Annotated in this window: 17 protein-coding genes and 1 pseudogene; 13 read left to right on the forward strand and 5 right to left on the reverse strand. The window is 67.1% G+C overall.

Annotated features, from left to right (window positions below; genetic code table 11):
- Window positions 1–160 precede the first annotated feature (160 nt).
- Window positions 161–1,441, forward strand: a complete 1,281-nt coding sequence (flhB, locus tag U4Y88_RS27300; protein WP_321787606.1) for a flagellar biosynthesis protein FlhB — start codon at window positions 161–163, stop codon at window positions 1,439–1,441.
- Window positions 1,438–3,537, forward strand: a complete 2,100-nt coding sequence (gene flhA, locus U4Y88_RS27305; RefSeq protein ID WP_224015645.1) for a flagellar biosynthesis protein FlhA — start codon at window positions 1,438–1,440, stop codon at window positions 3,535–3,537. Before flhB ends, flhA begins: the two co-directional genes overlap by 4 nt.
- 75 nt (window positions 3,538–3,612) lie before the next feature.
- Here flhA and U4Y88_RS27310 read toward each other — a convergent pair whose 3' ends face one another.
- Entirely contained in the window at window positions 3,613–3,918 is a 306-nt protein-coding gene (locus tag U4Y88_RS27310; RefSeq protein ID WP_321787608.1) for a type II toxin-antitoxin system RelE/ParE family toxin, read from the reverse strand.
- Window positions 3,905–4,147, reverse strand: coding sequence for a type II toxin-antitoxin system prevent-host-death family antitoxin (locus tag U4Y88_RS27315; protein ID WP_321787610.1), 243 nt, complete (start codon window positions 4,145–4,147; stop codon window positions 3,905–3,907). Before U4Y88_RS27315 ends, U4Y88_RS27310 begins: the two co-directional genes overlap by 14 nt.
- A gap of 384 nt (window positions 4,148–4,531) precedes the next feature.
- On the opposite strand from U4Y88_RS27315, the gene flhF reads away from it, so the two are divergent.
- The 3 genes and pseudogenes from flhF to U4Y88_RS27330 all read left to right on the forward strand — a co-directional run bounded on the left by flhF (window position 4,532) and on the right by U4Y88_RS27330 (window position 8,534).
- Window positions 4,532–6,598: a flagellar biosynthesis protein FlhF gene (flhF, locus tag U4Y88_RS27320; RefSeq protein WP_321787612.1), complete on the forward strand. Its 2,067-nt coding sequence runs from the start codon at window positions 4,532–4,534 to the stop codon at window positions 6,596–6,598.
- Window positions 6,591–7,373 (forward strand): annotated as a pseudogene (locus U4Y88_RS27325) (MinD/ParA family ATP-binding protein); the annotation flags it as partial. The gene flhF and the pseudogene U4Y88_RS27325, both read left to right, overlap by 8 nt.
- Before the next feature lie 429 nt (window positions 7,374–7,802).
- Window positions 7,803–8,534: an RNA polymerase sigma factor FliA gene (locus U4Y88_RS27330; RefSeq protein ID WP_065065662.1), complete on the forward strand. Its 732-nt coding sequence runs from the start codon at window positions 7,803–7,805 to the stop codon at window positions 8,532–8,534.
- A gap of 210 nt (window positions 8,535–8,744) precedes the next feature.
- Here U4Y88_RS27330 and U4Y88_RS27335 read toward each other — a convergent pair whose 3' ends face one another.
- The 3 genes from U4Y88_RS27335 to flgA form a co-directional block, all read right to left on the reverse strand.
- Window positions 8,745–9,191 carry a flagella synthesis protein FlgN gene (locus tag U4Y88_RS27335; protein WP_224015655.1) on the reverse strand — a complete coding sequence of 149 codons (447 nt, stop codon included), beginning with the start codon at window positions 9,189–9,191 and terminating at the stop codon, window positions 8,745–8,747.
- Window positions 9,192–9,233: 42 nt separating this feature from the next.
- Window positions 9,234–9,599: a flagellar biosynthesis anti-sigma factor FlgM gene (gene flgM, locus U4Y88_RS27340; protein WP_321787614.1), complete on the reverse strand. Its 366-nt coding sequence runs from the start codon at window positions 9,597–9,599 to the stop codon at window positions 9,234–9,236.
- A 147-nt stretch (window positions 9,600–9,746) separates the two neighbouring features.
- On the reverse strand, window positions 9,747–11,108 hold the full coding sequence (flgA, locus tag U4Y88_RS27345) for a flagellar basal body P-ring formation chaperone FlgA (protein WP_224015659.1): 1,362 nt from the start codon (window positions 11,106–11,108) through the stop codon (window positions 9,747–9,749).
- Window positions 11,109–11,334: 226 nt separating this feature from the next.
- On the opposite strand from flgA, the gene U4Y88_RS27350 reads away from it, so the two are divergent.
- The 8 genes from U4Y88_RS27350 to U4Y88_RS27385 all read left to right on the forward strand — a co-directional run bounded on the left by U4Y88_RS27350 (window position 11,335) and on the right by U4Y88_RS27385 (window position 18,070).
- Window positions 11,335–11,838, forward strand: coding sequence for a flagellar basal body protein (locus U4Y88_RS27350; RefSeq protein ID WP_224015661.1), 504 nt, complete (start codon window positions 11,335–11,337; stop codon window positions 11,836–11,838).
- 72 nt (window positions 11,839–11,910) lie between these two features.
- On the forward strand, window positions 11,911–12,336 hold the full coding sequence (gene flgC, locus U4Y88_RS27355) for a flagellar basal body rod protein FlgC (RefSeq protein ID WP_224015663.1): 426 nt from the start codon (window positions 11,911–11,913) through the stop codon (window positions 12,334–12,336).
- A gap of 221 nt (window positions 12,337–12,557) precedes the next feature.
- Window positions 12,558–13,205, forward strand: coding sequence for a flagellar hook assembly protein FlgD (locus tag U4Y88_RS27360; RefSeq protein ID WP_321787689.1), 648 nt, complete (start codon window positions 12,558–12,560; stop codon window positions 13,203–13,205).
- Window positions 13,206–13,228: 23 nt separating this feature from the next.
- The gene (gene flgE, locus U4Y88_RS27365; RefSeq protein ID WP_224015664.1) at window positions 13,229–14,464 is read left to right on the forward strand and encodes a flagellar hook protein FlgE; all 1,236 of its coding nucleotides are present in this window, start codon (window positions 13,229–13,231) and stop codon (window positions 14,462–14,464) included.
- A 32-nt stretch (window positions 14,465–14,496) separates the two neighbouring features.
- Complete coding sequence (flgF, locus tag U4Y88_RS27370) at window positions 14,497–15,255, forward strand: flagellar basal-body rod protein FlgF (protein WP_224015667.1); 759 nt, start codon at window positions 14,497–14,499, stop codon at window positions 15,253–15,255.
- A gap of 54 nt (window positions 15,256–15,309) precedes the next feature.
- A complete protein-coding gene (gene flgG, locus U4Y88_RS27375; RefSeq protein WP_224015669.1) occupies window positions 15,310–16,098 on the forward strand; it encodes a flagellar basal-body rod protein FlgG in 789 nt (262 codons plus the stop codon).
- A gap of 65 nt (window positions 16,099–16,163) precedes the next feature.
- Window positions 16,164–16,877 (forward strand): flagellar basal body L-ring protein FlgH, encoded by a 714-nt coding sequence (gene flgH / locus U4Y88_RS27380; protein WP_224015671.1) that lies wholly within the window; start codon window positions 16,164–16,166, stop codon window positions 16,875–16,877.
- On the forward strand, window positions 16,871–18,070 hold the full coding sequence (locus U4Y88_RS27385) for a flagellar basal body P-ring protein FlgI (protein WP_224015674.1): 1,200 nt from the start codon (window positions 16,871–16,873) through the stop codon (window positions 18,068–18,070). The genes flgH and U4Y88_RS27385 overlap by 7 nt, the downstream gene beginning before the upstream one ends.
- The last annotated feature ends 12 nt before the right edge of the window (window positions 18,071–18,082 follow it).

The raw sequence follows: 18,082 nt of genomic DNA on the forward strand, positions 1-18,082 counted from the left end.
CGCCGGTTCCGGCCTTCCATCCAGTGAAATACCCCGGTTTCCCCGCCTTACTCCGTCAATCGCCGCTTGCCCCGCGCGGCAATAATCGCTCTCACTGAAAAAGGCTGTGCGCCGTCACCGTTGGGGTGGCGGGCCGCGTGCGGCGCCGACCGGAGCATCCGTGGCAGAGGACAGCGACCTCGAAAAAACCGAATCAGCCACTCCCAAGCGCCTCGAAAAGGCGCGTGAGGAGGGGCAGGTCGCGCGTTCGCGGGAGCTGGCTACGTTCGCGCTGCTGTCGGCGGGGTTCTTCGGCATCTGGATGCTCTCGGGCACCATCGGCGAGCATCTGCAGGCGATGCTGCGCGGCTCGCTGACGTTCAACCACGCCGACGCATTCGAGACCAGACGCATGCTCATCGGCGCCGGTGTGGCCGCGCGCGAGGGCCTCTACGCGCTGTTCCCGGTGCTCGCGCTGACCGGCGTGGCCGCCTTGCTCGCGCCGATGGCGCTCGGCGGCTGGCTCTTTTCCACCAAGTCGCTCGAAATGAAGTTCGACCGGCTGAACCCGATCTCGGGCCTCGGCCGCATCTTCTCGATCAACGGCCCGATCCAGCTCGGCATGTCGCTCGTGAAGACGATCATGGTCGGCGCGATCGGCGGTTCGGCCGTGTGGAACCGGCGCGACGAGATTCTCGGCCTCGCGATGCAGCCCGCGCCGCGCGCGTTCGCCGACGCCTTCCACCTGATCGCCGTGTGCTGCGGCACGACTGTCGCGGGCATGTTCGTGGTGGCCGCCATCGACGTGCCGTATCAGCTCTGGTCGTATCACCGCAAGCTGCGCATGACGAAGGAAGAAGTGAAGCGCGAGCATCGCGAGAACGAAGGCGATCCGCACGTGAAGGGCCGGATTCGCCAGCAGCAGCGCGCGATGGCGCGCCGCCGCATGATGGCGCAGATTCCGAAGGCCGACGTGGTGGTCACCAACCCGACCCACTTCGCGGTCGCGATCCAGTACACCGACGGCGAGATGCGCGCCCCGAAGGTCATCGCCAAGGGCGTGAACCTCGTGGCCGCGCGCATCCGCGAACTGGCGACCGAGCACAACGTGCCGCTGCTCGAAGCGCCGCCGCTCGCTCGCGCGCTCTATCACAACGTCGATCTCAATCGCGAGATTCCCGGCCCGCTCTACGGCGCGGTTGCACAGGTGCTCGCGTGGGTCTATCAGCTCAAGCGCTTCCGCGAACACGGCGGCGACGTGCCGATGGCGCCGACCGATCTCGACGTGCCGGCGGACCTCGACAAGGGCCCCGTCAGCGACGACGACGCCGCCGAAGAAGCCGACGACGCGCTCTCGCCCGAAGGCGCCACCGACGCGTCGCGCGACGGCAACACCACCGCATCGAACCCCGCAGGCCGCGCCGATACCGCGCGCGGCGGCAATGAAGGAGCAACAGAATGAACGCCCGCACCGGTTTCCTCGCGCGGCGCCCGGAGGTGCTGCAAGGCACGAATCTGCGCGCGCTGGCGGGGCCGATCCTGATCTGCATGATCCTCGGCATGATGATTCTGCCGTTGCCGCCGTTCCTGCTGGATCTGCTGTTCACCTTCAACATCGCGCTCTCGGTGATGGTGCTGCTCGTCAGCATGTACACCATGAAACCGCTCGATTTCGCGGCGTTCCCGAGCGTGCTGCTGTTCTCCACGCTGCTGCGCCTGTCGCTGAACGTGGCGTCGACGCGCGTCGTGCTGCTCGAAGGCCACACCGGCCCCGGCGCGGCCGGCCAGGTGATCGAGTCGTTCGGCCACTTCCTCGTCGGCGGCAACTTCGCCGTGGGTATCGTGGTGTTCGTGATCCTGATGGTGATCAACTTTATGGTGATCACGAAGGGCGCGGGCCGTATCGCGGAAGTGTCGGCGCGCTTCACGCTCGACGCGATGCCCGGCAAGCAGATGGCGATCGACGCCGACCTGAACGCCGGTCTCATCAACGAAGAAGCCGCCCGCAAGCGCCGTACGGAAATCTCCCAGGAAGCCGAGTTCTACGGCTCGATGGACGGTGCGAGCAAGTTCGTGCGCGGCGATGCGATCGCCGGTCTGCTGATCATGGCGATCAACATCATCGGCGGCCTGATCGTCGGCGTGGTGCAGCACGGCATGCCGCTCGCGGCGGCGGGCGAGACCTACACGCTGCTGACCATCGGTGACGGCCTCGTCGCGCAGATTCCGTCGCTCGTGATCTCGACGGCCGCGGGTGTGATCGTCTCGCGCGTGGCGACCAACGAAGACATCGGCACGCAGCTCACGGGCCAGCTGTTCACCAACCCGCGCGTGCTGATGATCACGGGCTCGATCATCCTGATGATGGGCCTGATTCCCGGCATGCCGCACTTCGCGTTCTTGCTGCTGGGCGCGGGCGCGATCCAGCTCGGCCGCGTGCTGAAGAAGAACGCCGAGGCGAAGAAGGCGAGCAGCGTGCTCGCGGACATCGCGCCGGCCGCCGTCGCGCCGGTCGAGAACACGGAGGCGAGCTGGGACGACGTCACGCTCATCGACACGCTCGGCCTCGAAGTGGGCTATCGCATCATTCCGCTCGTCGACCGCAACACCGACGGCGAACTGCTCAAGCGCATCAAGAGCATCCGCAAGAAGTTCGCGCAGGAAATCGGCTTTTTGCCGCCGGTCATCCATATTCGCGACAACCTCGAACTGCGTCCGAACGCCTACCGCATCGCGCTCAAGGGCGTGGAAGTGGGCACCGGCGAGGCGTTCCCGGGCCAGTGGCTCGCGATCAATCCGGGTCAGGTGAGCGCGGTGCTGCCGGGCATGCCGACCACCGATCCGGCGTTCGGCCTGCCCGCGATCTGGATCGATTCGAACATGCGCGAACAGGCACAGGTGTTCGGCTACACGGTGGTCGATTCGAGCACGGTGGTGGCGACCCACCTGAATCACCTCGTGGTGATGCACGCCGCCGAACTGCTTGGCCGCCGCGAAGTGCAGTCGCTGATCGAACGCGTGCAGAAGGACACGCCTTCGCTCGTCGACGACCTCGTGCCGAAGGTGATGTCGGTCACGACGCTGCAGAAGGTGCTGCAAAACCTGCTCGAAGAAGGCGTGCCGATTCGCGACATGCGCACGATCATGGAGTCGCTTTCGGAGCACACGCCGCGCCTGTCCGACGCGCACGATCTCACGGCGGCGGTGCGCATCTCGCTGGGCCGGGCGATCACGCAGCAGTGGTTCCCGGGCAGCGGCGACATGCAGGTGATGGGGCTCGACGCGAATCTGGAACGCGTGCTCTCGCAGACGCTGACCTCGGGCCCGAATCCGGGCCTGGAGCCGGGCCTCGCGCACACGCTGCTCACGCAGACCGAAGCGGCGATGCAGCGTCAGCAGGCGATGGGGCTCTCGCCGGTGCTGCTGGTGCAGCATGCGCTGCGTCCGATGCTCTCGCGCTTCCTGCGCCGCAGCCTGCCGCAGCTCAAGGTGCTCTCGTACGCCGAAGTGCCGGATACGCGCAACGTGCGCGTGGTGAACGTGGTGGGCACGAACTGAGGCTGAGTTGCGGTGGATTTTTTGAAAGCCCGCTGGGAGGTTCCGGCGGGCTTTTTTGCATTCGGACGCGGTGTTTCAGCGCAGACGCGTGTGCGCCTTGCGATACGCTTCGCGCGCCTCGCGCCTGCCGACGGCAATCACGAGCACGACGAGTTCGCCCTCGATCACGCGATAAACAAGCCGGTAACCCGACGCCACGAGCTTGATCTTGTAGCAATCGGGCAGGCCGGCGAGACGCGCCGATTCCACGTGCGGCGCGCGCAGGCGTTCCGCGAGTTTCTTGCGGAATTGCTCACGCACGGTGGCGTCGAGATGCTCCCATTCCTTGAGCGCGGACCTGAAAAACTTCAGCTCGTAGGGCTTCGAGTCATAGGTCTTCAAGTTTGACGCTCACGATTTCGTCGCCGCTGCGCGACTGGACGAGTTCGGCCAGCTCGACGTCTTCGAGCCGGTCGCAGATGGCCTCCCACTCGCTCGCGGGGATCAGGTAAGCCACCGGCTTGTTGCGGTTCAGGATGGCGACGGGGCCGTCGGCTTTCTCGATTGCAGCCATGGGATTCATCTTCAGCTCGCTGATGCCTATCGATGCTCTTGCCAGAATGCTTTCCATCGTACGGACTCCTCTTGCGCGGCGAACAAAGCGACTTCGGCGCCCAGTGACACCGATCAATCGACCTGATTATAGGTCAACTGGTTAGTCGCTTATTTGGTCGATACGGCCGCGCCGCGACTACGCGCCGCGCAACCCAGGCCACGAGCGTCCCACGCCTTGCCGCGCCATGCGCCGTTCGATCCGCGCGCCGCCGCCCGGCACCGTGCGCGCGCCCCATCCCCCGAATTACCCACATTTCCCCGTCCTGATCCACCGATCGTGAAGGGCTCACCTTCGAAATAATTCCAACATCGGAGAAGGGCATGCGCGGCGCGCGGCCCGCAGCGCTCCACAGCAATCGACCGGCGGCGCCAGGCCGCTCACCTCAATCAGGGGCTTAGCTTGAACATTCGCAAATTCATCGGTGGCAACAGCCGCGACGCTTTGCGCCTCGTGCGCGAAGCGCTCGGTGCGGACGCCGTCGTGCTGTCGAACCGCACGCTCGACGACGGTAGCGTCGAGATCGTCGCGCTCGCCGACAGCGACCTCGCGGCCATCGCGCCCGCCGAGGCTGCGGCTGGCTCGCCCCTGAGCGCGGCGTTCGGCGGTTTGCCCTTCGGCGGTTCGCAGCAAGGCTCGCAGTTGCAGGCGGCGCTGGGTCTCGCGCAAAAGCCTTCGCGTCCGGCGCTGCCTTCGGCTTCGTCGACTTCATCGGCACCGACGGCTTCGGCGGGCAATCCCTACGCGAGCGGCATGCCGGACGTGTTTTCGTCGGTGTTCGGCGCGAGCCCGGAAGTGGGCGCGGACCCGACGGCCGCAGCCGCCGACGACCACGCCGACGCCGATAACGGCGACGACGCCGGCGTCTCGCTCGCCCAATCGATTCAAGCCAAGACCGCGCCGAACGACACGCCCGAAAGCTCAGCGCAGCCGTTCGCCGCGTCGCGCGCCGCCGCCGGCCAGCACGCGCAGCAGTCGACGATGCCGCCGACCGCGCAGGCCATGCAGTCGATGCAATCGCAACACGCCACGCAGCCGTTCGGCACGCTGAAGGCCGCGCCCGCAAGCCAGGCTTCGGCGCGCGATGCCGCGTCGCTGCTCGAACAGGCGGTTTCGCAGTCGTTCCCGCAGTCGTTCCTCGAATCGAACGCGCCGCGCACGATGGCCGAGACGAATCCCTGGCTGATCGACCACGCGCGCCGCATCGCCAACCAGCAGAACGGCCAGGACACGCGCGCGCCGGGTCTGACGCCCGCCGCCGCGATGGCGCGCGGCTTCGGCACGACCGCCGATCCCGTGCATCCGGCCGACGTCGACGCCACGCAGCCCGAGTGGGCGCTCAAGGCGGCTCACGTCGCGGCGCGCCGTGCGGCCCGCAGCATCGGCCAGAGCGCCGACGCCGCCGGTCCGTGGCCCGACGAAGACGGCGCGAAGTCCGCGACCACGGCGGCGAACGTCAGCGAAGCGATTCGCGCGCGCATCGAGCAGGTCGTCAACGAAACCGTGATGAACGAACTGGCCTCCATGCGCGGCATGATGGAAGAACAGTTCGCGGGCCTGCTCTGGGGCGAGCGCCAGCGCCGCAGCCCGGTGCAGGGCGCGCTCACCAAGCAGCTGTTCGCGGCCGGTTTCTCGGCGCAGCTCGTCAAGATGATGATCGAGCGCCTGCCGGACGTGGAGACCGAAGAAGCCGGCATGGAATGGATGCAGTCGGTGCTCGAATCGAACCTGCCGGTGCTGGAGGACGAGGAAGCGCTGATGGAGCGCGGCGGCGTGTTCGCGCTGATGGGCCCGACGGGCGTCGGCAAGACCACGACCACGGCCAAGCTCGCCGCGCGCTGCGTGATGCGCTTCGGCGCCAGCAAGGTCGCGCTGCTCACGACCGACAGCTACCGTATCGGCGGCCACGAGCAGCTGCGCATCTTCGGCAAGATCCTCGGCGTTTCCGTGCACGCGGTGCGCGACGGCGCGGATCTGCAACTCGCGCTCACCGAACTCAAGAACAAGCACATCGTGCTGATCGACACGATCGGCATGAGCCAGCGCGACCGCGCCGTGGCCGACCAGATCGCCATGCTGTGCGGCGCGGGCCGTCCGGTCCGCCGCCTCCTGCTGCTCTCGGCGACCAACCACGGCGACACGCTCAACGAAGTCGTGCAGGCCTACCAGAGCGGCCCGGACAATTCGCCGCTCACCGGCTGCATTCTCACCAAGCTCGACGAGGCGACCAACCTCGGCAGCACGCTCGACACGGTCCTGCGCTACAAGCTGCCGGTGCATTACGTCTCGACGGGCCAGAAGGTGCCCGAGAACCTGTACGTGGCCACGCGCCGCTTCCTGATTCGCAGCGCCTTCTGCGTGCCGCGCGACCGCTCGCCGTTCGTGCCGCACGAGGACGACATTCCTGCATTGCTCTCCGCGCTGTCGAACCGTTCGAACGCGCAAGCACCCGAGGTCCGGTTTGGATAAGTTCGTGATCGATCAGGCCGAGGGCCTGCGGCGCCTGCTTGCGCGCGAAGGTTCGCGCGTGATCGCGGTGACGGGTGGACCCGGCGCGCCGGGACGCACGACCGCCGTGATCAATCTTGCGGCGGCGCTGACCGGCCATGGCAAGGACGTGCTCGTCATCGACGAATGTCTCGGGCAGCGCTCGGTCAGCGCGCTGCTCGGCGGCGTGCGCGGCGCGGGCAACTTCGCGGCGGTGATGCGCGGCGAGATGGGGCTCGACGAAGCCGCAGGGCGTCACGCGCTCGGCTTCCGCGTGCTGGCCGCCTCGCGCGAGCACCGCTCGCAGTACACCAGCGCGCAGCTGAACAAGGTGCTGACCGGTCCGGCCGACATCGTGCTCATCGATGCCGAGCTCGACGCCGAAGGCGCGCTCTCGCCGCTCGCGATGCATGCGCACGACGTGCTGATCGTCATGCGCGTCGCCGCGCAGGCGATCACCGATGCCTACGCATGCATGAAGCGGCTGCATTTCGCGCATGCGATCGGCCAGTTCCGCGTGCTCGCGAACCATGTCGCGAGCGCGACCGACGCGCATGCCGCGTTCGACAACCTCGCGGGCGTGGCCAGCCGCTACCTGACGGTCTCGCTCGAGAACGCCGGTTGCGTGGCCGCCGATCCGCACATGCCGCGCGCGGTGCAACTGTCGCGCTGCATCGTCGATGCGTTCCCCTCGACGGCCGCCGCGCGTGATTTCCGCCACGTGGCCGCCGAGCTGCCGCACTGGCCGATGCGTCCGGCGTTGTCGGCGCGCTCGACCACGGCGGCGGATTTCGCCGAAGCGGTGGCGTCGTCCGACGCCGAGGTCAAGGCGGCGCGCGCGAGCGCGGCGGCGGCTTCCGCTGCGGTGTCGGCGAATGCGTCGGCATCGGTATCGGCAGGACAGACCGGCACGGCGGGCGCAGCGCGCGCGCCGATCGTCGGGACCGCGCCCGCCGGCGTGGCCGCCGCCGCCGTTTCGGCGCTGGCGAGCGCACAGGCGGCAGGCGCGCAGGCAGCACAAACAACCGAATCATTCGTTTCGACCGTCACAGGCGTCCCATCCGCGCCCGCGCCGGCCCACGCCGGATGGCGGGCGGACCCGCCCGTGCAGCGCCCCGCGCCGCAGCACGCATGACGTGCGGCGGACGACAGGTGCAGCAAGGGAAAAGAGAAGCAGGAGAGCATGATGTATAACGCTCAAGGAAAAATTTCGCAGGCCGATGTCCTCGCGAAATACGCGCCGCTGGTCAGGCGTCTGGGTCTGCAGCTCGTGGCGAAGATGCCCGCGAGCGTGGATCTGGACGACCTCATCCAGGCCGGCATGATCGGTCTGATGGATGCGGCCAACCGCTACAAGGAAGACCAGGGCGCGCAGTTCGAGACTTACGCGAGCCAGCGGATTCGCGGCGCGATGCTCGACGAGCTGCGCAGCAACGACTGGCTGCCGCGCAGCCTGCGCCGCACCTCGCGCGAGGTGGAGAGCGCCGTGCATCAGGTGGAGCAGCGGCTCGGACGCTCGGCGAGCGAAACCGAGATCGCCGACCATCTGAGCATGCCGCTCGACGAGTATCAGTCGATGCTCCAGGATCTGCATGGCAGCCAGCTGATCTATTACGAAGACTTCGACCGTTCCGCCGAGGACGAGCCGTTCCTCGACCGCTATTGCGTCGATCATTCGGATCCGCTGTCGGCGCTGCTCGACGACAGCCTGCGCGGCGCGCTGGTCGAAGCGATCGAGCGTCTGCCCGAGCGCGAGAAGCTGCTCATGTCGCTCTACTACGAGCGCGGCATGAACCTGCGCGAGATAGGCGCGGTGATGGAAGTCAGCGAGTCGCGCGTGTGCCAGCTGCACAGCCAGGCGGTGGCGCGTCTGCGTACGCGTCTGCGCGAGATGTCCTGGGCCGGCACCGAGAATTGACGGCGGCGTAGTTCAGAGAGGTAAGAGCCGGAGTGCGAAAGCGCTCCGGTTTTTTTATGGGCGCGTGAATGACGGGCGCGTGAAAGAGTGAAGGCGCGAAGGCGCGCAGCGCACGCCGCACGGCAGCCCGAAAACAAAAAAGCCGAAGCAGACCGCTTCGGCTTTTTTCGTCGCTTCGCGCAGCGTCGTGCCGCGCGAATCCATCCAGGCTCAGAGGCCGAACGCAGGCAGTCTGCCGTCGGGGCCGTACAGCATCGACGCGCCCGTATTGGTCTCGCCGCGCAGGATCGCGAGTGCGCGACGGTTATGTTCCATGCGCGTGCGGATCATCATGCCGATGGTGAGGTTCTGGCGGCGTGCGCGCTCGGTCGAGCCCTTGAGCAGCGCCCATTGGCCCGCGAGACGCGTGTCGCCGTCGCAGGCCAGCTCGATGCCCTTGCGGCCGCCCGGCAGGCCGAGACCGGCCAGCTGCGCGTCGCGCACCTTTTCGAGACCGGCGAGGCGCTGCGTCAGCGTCGTCTTCTGCTCGACGATCTGCGGCAGCGAGTCCATGCCGTCGGTCGACGTGAGCGCCTTCTCCTCGAAGGCGAGCAGCGACGCGAAGGCCTCAACAGCGGCGTGTTCGTCGATCAGTGTGGCGAGCAGGGCGTCTTTCATCGGTACCACCAGTCAAAGCGGGTTGCGGGCCGGCGCCGGCGATCAGTTGCCCGTTGCCGGCTGCTTGATCAGGCCGCGCGCCGTGTCGAGAATGCCATCGGCGATCTTGCCGGTGTCGATCTGCAGCGTGCCGTTCTTGATAGCGTCCTTGATCGACTGGACGTGATCCATGTCGATGTCGGCGCTATCGTTCGACGGCGCCGAGCGCAGCGTCGAGGAAAGCGAGGAAAGGCTCACGTTGGCGTCGCCGCGCGTGCTGCCTGCCGTCGCGGTGTTCGCGGCCGGCGTGCTGCTGGCGGACGCCGTGTTGCTGGCGCCAATCGCGCTCGCGGTATCGCCTTGGCCGGTACGCGCCAGGCCGTCTTGCAGCGGACGCGCGTCGTTGCGATTGGAGGTGTCGATGTTCACGATGGGGCTTCCTGATCCGTATGCCTTTGATAACGGCGGGCGCGGCGCGAACTTTAGCGCAAATATCCCGACGTTACATGCTGTTACGTGTGCTGGCGCACATGGCCGGAGGTCCCGTTTTTCACCTTTCCGATCGCGATTTCGACCCTAAATCTGGATCTGCACGGTGGACGCGTCCTTGACGACGCCGCTGATGATTTGCCCGTTGGGCGTGCGCACGCGCACCATCTGGCCGGGCGCGGCGTTGTTGAGCACGCTGCCTTCAGAGGAAATCGTGAAATTCGTGCCCACGGCGATCACCTTGACCGTCTGGCCGATGACCACCGACGAGGCGCTGCGCAGCATGTCGGAGCGCAGCGGCAGGCCTTGCGTGATGCGCATGAGCGCGACCGCGCCGTTGGCCTGATCGGGATCGGTGATGATGGTCTGCGGCAGGCTCGCGAGGTCGCCGTCGCGCGGCACGTAGTCGGCGGCGGACAGCGCCTCGCCGGCGTTGATCTGGCGCGCGGCCACGTAATAGGTGACGTCGACCGCGACGCGGCCGACCACGTAGAGCGTCCACGGCTTCGCGCCGACACAGCGCACGCCGACGGTCGTGCGGCCCCACATGCGCGCGCCCGGCGGCATGAACGGTTCGAGCGCGGCGCAGGCCGCGAGGCCGCGCGGGAACACCGTCCCGACCGTCACGTTGACCTTGCCCGGCAAGCCCGCCGACTGCTGCTGCAGAAACGCGAGCGCGGTGGCGCGGATGCGCTCGCCGTCTTCCTGACCCGGGGGCACTTGCGCGGCTTGCGCCTGCGCCTGCGCGGCGGCGTTCATCGCGGCGGCGTTGCCGTTCGCGTTGACGGCGGCGCGCGGCGCGTAGCTCGCGCGCATGATCGCGCCGTTGGCGCGGGTGTTTGCGTTGGTATTCGCGCTGGTATTCGCGTAGGTGTTCGTTGCGTTGGCATTGACCGCTGGAACATTCGGCTGCACGACGCGCGGCGCGGCCTGCACGACCACGGGCGCGACCGCGCGTTGCGGCGTGCTCGCGGCGCCCGATGCGCCGACCGTGACGATGGTGGGCGCGTCGTTCTGCGCGGCGGCATTGCCGCGCTCGCCCGCGCCGGGAATCGTGATCATGCCGGGCTGCTGCGCCTCGGCTTCGGCGCGCGCTTGCGCGCTCGACCCGGCGTTATTGCGCGTGAGCAGCGCGGCGCGGTCGGCGTAAGCCTTCGCGTTGGCGGCCGGATCGGCGGCCCTGGCGGGCTGCGCGAGCATCGCGCTCATCTTCGCGGCATCGGAGCCCGCGCGGTCGCCGGGACCGGCGATATAGATCTGCTGGCCGGATGCCCCCGACGAAGCCGACGCATCGCTCTGCGCCCGCGCCGCCGTCGCGAAGGTCATTGCGCTGATCGCACTCATCGCGCCCAGCAAAGCCGCCGTGGCGGCCGCGAGGCGCTGCGAACGGCCGCGCGCGTGCCGGTGCGCCGTCGCGCGTCGCGCGTTCGGGTGGGCAGTCTGCGGCATCGTCGTTCTCCATCCATTGCATTGACACGCATCGCATTCTAGGCGTCGCTCCCCGCTCGCTAACGTCGAATAGAGGGGGGCTTTACCGGCTATTCGTCCGATTGGTTCTTGCGTCACCCGCCTACTATTCCTCTCCATGCGAAAAGGCCTGCGCGGCCGATCCACCGGACGGATGCGTGTTGCATGCCCGGCGCAGCCTTTCATTTCGTGTAACGGAGAACGCCCGATGCTGGACAAACTCGATGCCGAATTCGCCTTCGGACGCGAAGCGCTCGATGTGCGCGCGACGCGCCAGGCGCTGATCTCGTCGAACATCGCGAACGCGGACACGCCTGGCTACCAGGCGCGCGACGTCGACTTCTCGTCCTCGCTCGCCGGCGCGCTGCGCCAGGCTGGAGCGGGCACGTCGGGCGGCGGCGCGGCGGGCAACTTCCAGCCGCTCGTGATGGCGCAGCCCGCGGGCGTGACGACCGGCATGTCGATGGCGTCGACCGAAGCGGGCCATATGCCCGGCAACGCGAAGCTGGTCGCGACGGGCGGCCCGACCGAGGCGTATTCGAGCGCGGTGATGTACCGCAACCCGACGCAGCCCGCGCTCGACGGCAACACGGTCGACCTCGACACCGAACGCGTGCAGTTCGCGGACAACGCGCTGCACTTCGAGTCGGGCATGACCGTGCTGTCGAGCCAGATCAAGACGATGCTCTCGGCGATCCAGTCGGGCTCGTAACCCGGGCTCGCAAGCCACCAGCCGCACGCCAAGTAAGAACACACAGCAGCATTTTGTGAGGTCACCGAAACCATGCCATCCCTGATGAATATCTTCAGCGTTGCCGGGTCCGCCATGTCGGCGGAATCGCAGCGCCTGAACGTGACGGCGTCCAACCTCGCCAACGCGGACAGCACGACCGGCCCCGACGGCCAGCCCTACAAGGCCAAGCAGGTGGTGTTCGCGGTCGATCCGCTCGGCGGCGCGCGCAGCGCGTCCGGCCAGCAGGTGGGCGGCGTGAAGGTGACGGGCGTGATCGACGACCCGACGCCGATGAAGCAGAGCTACGACCCGGACAATCCCGCCGCCAACGCGGAAGGCTACGTGACGATGCCGAACGTGGACCCGGTGCAGGAGATGGTGAACATGATCTCGGCGTCGCGCTCGTATCAGGCCAACATCGAGACGCTGAACACCGCGAAGACGCTGATGCTCAAGACCCTCACCATCGGCACTTGAAGCGGCACTTGAAGCGGCACTTGAAGCGCCCCGTAATTCGGGCACGTAAAGAAGACCCCTGAACAGGCGTCCGGGGCCGCGGCGAAACGCGGCACGAGACTACACCACAGACCACACGCTACCCAGTTTAGCCGGGCGTATCCGAGGAGAACGCGTTGACTTCCAGCAGCACCACCATCGGCGGCAGCTCCGCCACCGTGTCGCAGTCCCTGCTCGACACCATGAACGGCACGTCGTCGACGTCGTCGTCGAGCAGCACGAGCGGCACCAGCGGCAGCGATCTGCAGAACACCTTCCTGCAACTGCTCGTCGCGCAGCTCAAGAACCAGGATCCGACCGATCCGATGGACAGCTCGCAGATGACCTCGCAGCTCGCCCAGATCAACACGGTCTCGGGCATCGCGAACCTGAACACCTCGCTGACGTCGCTGTCGACGCAGCTGTCGGCGGGCCAGAACGCCCAGGCCGCGCTGCTGATCGGCTCGACCGTGCTGGCTTCGGGCACGACCGCGACGGTGTCGAGCGGCTCGGCGCCGCAGCTCGGCGTGCAGCTCACGTCGGCGGCTTCGGACGTCAAGCTCACGATCACGAACTCCGCGGGCAAGGTCGTCAACACGCTCGACCTCGGCGCGCAGTCGGCCGGCACGGTGCCGATCACGTGGAACGGCACGGACGCGTCGGGCGCCACGGTCGCCGACGGCGACTACACGGTCACGGCCAGCGCGACGATCAACGGTCAGGCCGCCACGGCCACCGCGCTCGTGGCGAGCAAGGTCCAGGCCGTCATCCAGCAGCAGGACGGCACCGCGAGCCTGTCGCTCGCCAACGGCAAGACGGTCGCGCTTTCGAACGTGGCCGGCATTCTTTAAACGACAAAGCGGAGTAGAAACTCATGGGCTATCAGCAAGGTTTGAGCGGACTCGCCGCTTCGTCGAACGACCTCGACGTGATCGGCAACAACATCGCCAACGCCAACACGGTCGGCTTCAAGCAGAGCACGGCGCAGTTCGCGAACGTCTACGCGAACACCATCGCGACCTCGGTCAACACGCAGATCGGTCTCGGCGCGGCGCTCTCCGAAGTGCAGCAGAACTTCTCGCAGGGCACGATCACCACGACCGGCCAGGCGCTCGACGTCGCCATCAACGGCAACGGCTTCTTCCAGATGTCGAACAACGGCACGATCACGTACTCGCGTAACGGCGTGTTCCAGCTCAACAAGAGCGGCTACATCGTCGACGCGGCCGGCAACGACCTGATGGGCTACGCAGCCGACAGCACGGGCGTCGTCAACACGGCGCAGACGGTGCCGATCCAGGTCCCGACGACCAACATCGCGCCGGTCACGACCAGCAAGATCACCGCGCAGGTCAACCTGAACGCGCAGTCGACCACGCCGACCGCCACGCCGTTCTCCGAAACGGACTCGAACACGTACAACTACTCGACCTCGGTCACGGCGTACGACTCGCTCGGCGGCAAGCAGCAGGTCAACATGTACTTCGTGAAGAACGCGACGAGCGGCCAGTGGGACGTCTACGCGGGCACCACGGGCAACGCCTCGCTGGTCGGCTCGATGACGTACGACTCGTCGGGCAACCTGACGGGCACGACCGACTCCGCGGGCCTCGCGACCACGCTCGGCGAGCTCTCGCTGACGATCAACCCGACCGACGGCTCGGCGACCAACCAGAAGATCACGCTCGACGTCACCGGCTCGACGCAGTACGGCAGCGCCAACGGCGTGAACAATCTGGACCAGGACGGCTACCCGAGCGGCACGCTGTCGAACTTCTCGATCGGCGCCGACGGCTCGATCACGGGCAACTACTCGAACGGCCAGACGATGACGCTCGGCCAGATCGTGCTCGCGAACTTCAACAACCCGAACGGCCTGCAGAATCTCGGCGGCAACCAGTTCGCGGCGACCTCGGCTTCGGGCGTCGCGCAGGTGTCGGTGCCGGGCAGCACGAACCACGGCTCGCTCACGGGCGGCGCGGTGGAGTCGTCGAACGTCGACCTGACGAACCAGCTCGTCGACCTGATCACGGCACAGCGCAACTATCAGGCGAACGCACAAACCATCAAGACGCAGCAGACCGTCGACCAGACGCTGCTGCAGATGTAAGCGCGCCACGCCATTAACGCACCGGGCACATCATGGACCGACTGATCTATACCGCGATGACGGGCGCGAGCCAGGCGCTCGAGCAGCAAGCCGTCGTCGCGAACAACCTGGCGAACGTCTCGACCACGGGCTTTCGCGCGCAGCTCGCGAATTTCCGCTCCGTGCCGATGTCGTTCGGCGACGGCTCGACCGTCAACGACTCGACCACGCGCACCTTCGTGCTCTCGGCGACGCCTGGCTCCGACATGACGCCCGGTGCGATCTCGCGCACCGGCAATCCGCTCGATATCGCGGTGCAGGGCAACGGCTTCATCGCCGTGCAGACCGCCGACGGTAACGAAGCGTACACGCGCGCGGGCAACCTGCACGTCGACGAAAACGGCCAGCTCGTCACGGCCAACAACCTGCAGGTGATCGGCGGCGGCGGCCCGATCGCGGTGCCGCCGGGTTCGGCGGTCACGATCGGCTCGGACGGCACGGTCTCGGCGATCGCGCCGGGCAGCCCCGCGAGCGCCATCGCCATGATCGACCAGATCAAGTTCGTGAACCCGCCCGCGGGCTCGCTCACGCGCGGCGACGACGGTCTGTTTCACACCGGCGACGGCAATCCGGCCGACGCGGACCAGTCGGTCCAGATCGCGACGGAATCGCTCGAAGGCAGCAACGTCAATCCGGTGGCCGCGATGGTTTCGATGATCACCAACGCCCGGCAGTTCCAGATGCAGACGAAGCTCTTGCAGAACGCCGACCAGAACGAGCAGTCGGCGAACCAGCTGCTCAACTTCAGCTAAGACATTTAAAGGCTGCGTGCTCTATAGCAGACGCCGCGCCGGGAGAAATACACCGTGAACCGATCGCTCTACATTGCCGCCACCGGCATGAACGCCCAGCAGGCGCAGATGGACGTGATCTCGAACAACCTCGCGAACGTGAGCACCAATGGCTTCAAGGGCTCGCGCGCGGTGTTCGAGGACCTCATGTACCAGACGCTGCGTCAGCCGGGCGCGAACTCCACGCAGACCACCGAACTGCCCTCGGGCAGCCAGGTCGGCACCGGCGTGCAGCAGGTCGCGACCGAGCGTCTCTACACGCAGGGCAACCTGCAGCAGACCGGCAACTCGAAGGACGTGGCGATCAACGGCGCGGGCTTCTTCCAGGTGCAGATGCCCGACGGCACGACGCAGTACACGCGCGACGGCTCGTTTCAGACCAACTCGCAGGGCCAGCTCGTGACGTCGAGCGGCTACCAGGTGATGCCGGCGATCACGGTGCCCGCCAACGCGACCTCGCTGACCATCGGCAGCGACGGCGTGGTGACGATCACGACGCCGGGCTCGGCCAACGCGACGACCATCGGCTCGCTGCAGCTCGCCATGTTCATCAACCCGACCGGCCTGCAGTCGAACGGCCAGAACCTCGTGTCGGAAACGGCGTCCTCGGGCGCGCCCACGGTCACCACGCCGGGCCTGAACGGCTCGGGCTCGCTCAATCAGGGCTACGTGGAATCGTCGAACGTCAACGTCGTGCAGGAACTCGTCAACATGATCGAGACGCAGCGCGCGTACGAAATCAACAGCAAGGCGGTCACGACGTCCGACCAGATGCTGCAGACGCTGAGCCAGATGCAGGTCTGATGACCGCGGCATCGAAGTCAGGCAAACGGTAGCAACAGCAACACGGAATCGAAGTGGTGAGGAGCATGGGCCAGTCCGTTCAATTCAACTTTCGCGCAGGCGCGCGGCGTCAGGCGACTTACGTCGCCGTGGCGGCGGTCGCGCTCGCTGCGCTCTCGGGCTGCGCCTATATCCCCAACCGGCAGCCGATCGTGCAGCAGCCGATGACGGCGCTGCCGCCGGCGCCGCCCGTCAACAGCTCGCCGGGCTCGATCTACAACCCCGGCTACGTGGGCCGTCCGTTGTTCGAGGACCAGCGTCCGCGTAACACCGGCGACATCCTCACGATCGTCATCTCCGAAAACATCAACGCGACGAAGTCCTCGGGCGCGAACACCAAGCGCGGCGGCAGCACGGCCTTCAGCGTGCCGGTCGCGGGCTTCGCGCCGGGCTTCTTCTCGCGCGCGAACCTCTCGGCCACGGGCGCGAACCAGTTCGACGCGACCGGCGGCGCGAACGCCTCGAACACGTTCACGGGCGTGATCACCGTGACGGTCACGAACGTGCTGCCCAACGGCAACCTGGTGGTGTCGGGCGAAAAGCAGATGCTCATCAACCAGGGCAATGAATACGTGCGCTTCTCGGGCGTCGTGAATCCGAACACTGTTGCCGGAGACAACTCCGTGCTCTCGACCGACGTCGCCGACGCGAAGATCGAATACTCCGCGAAGGGCGTGATCGACGAAGCCGAGACGATGGGCTGGCTGCAACGCTTTTTCCTGAATGTCGCGCCATGGTGAAGATCCGTTTCCAACGCACGCGCCGCTCGCGCGTGAAAGACCTGCTGGCCGCCTTCGGCGTCGCGGCCGGTTTCGTGTTCGCGTGCGGCGCGCTGCTCGCCTACGCGACGCCCGCGCGCGCCGAGCGCGTCAAAGACCTCGTGACCTTCGCCGGCGTGCGCGACAACCCGCTGATCGGCTATGGCCTCGTGGTGGGTCTCGACGGCACGGGTGACCAGACCACCCAGGCGCCGTTCACGACGCAGACGCTTGCGAACATGCTCGCGAACCTCGGCATCTCGATCAACAACACGTCGAGCTCGTCGGGCTCCTCGCAGACGCTGAACAACATGCAGCTCAAGAACGTGGCGGCGGTGATCGTCACGGCGACGCTGCCGCCGTTCGCGCGCCCCGGCGAGCAGATCGACGTGACGGTGTCGTCGCTCGCGAACGCCAAGAGCATTCGCGGCGGCACGCTGCTGCTCACGCCGCTCAAGGGCGCGGACGGCCAGGTCTACGCGCTCGCGCAGGGCAACGTGGCGGTGGGCGGCGCGGGCGCGTCGGCCAACGGCAGCCGCGTGCAGGTGAACCAGCTCGCGGCCGGCCGCATCTCGGCGGGCGCGACGGTCGAGCGCGCGGTGCCCTCGCCGGTCGCGCAGCAGGGCGGCATCCTGCAGATGGAAGTCAACGACATGGACTACGACACGACGCAGCGCATCGTGGCGGCGGTCAACAACCTGTTCGGCGACGGCACGGCGGCAGCGGTCGACGGCCGCACGATCCAGGTGCGCGGCCCGAGCGATCCGGCCTCGCAGGTGGGTTTCATCGCGCAGATCCAGAATCTCGACGTGCGCCCGGCGCAGCCGGCGGCGAAGGTGATCCTCAACGCGCGCACCGGCTCGATCGTGATGAACCAGATGGTCACGCTCGAAAGCTGCGCGGTGGCGCACGGCAATCTTTCGGTGGTCGTGAACACGCAGACGGCGGTGAGCCAGCCGGGCGCGTTCTCGAACGGCCAGACCGTGGCGGCGCGGCAGTCCCAGATCCAGCTCAAGCAGGACAATGGATCGCTCAAACTCGTCACGGCGGGCGCGAATCTCGCGGAAGTCGTGAAGGCGCTCAATGCGCTTGGCGCAACGCCGGCGGATCTGATGTCGATCCTCCAGGCGATGAAGGCGGCGGGCGCATTGCGTGCCGACCTCGAAATTATCTAAGGATGTGAACAA

This window comes from Paraburkholderia sp. J94, from assembly GCF_905220285.1.
Lineage (GTDB): Bacteria > Pseudomonadota > Gammaproteobacteria > Burkholderiales > Burkholderiaceae > Paraburkholderia > Paraburkholderia tropica_A.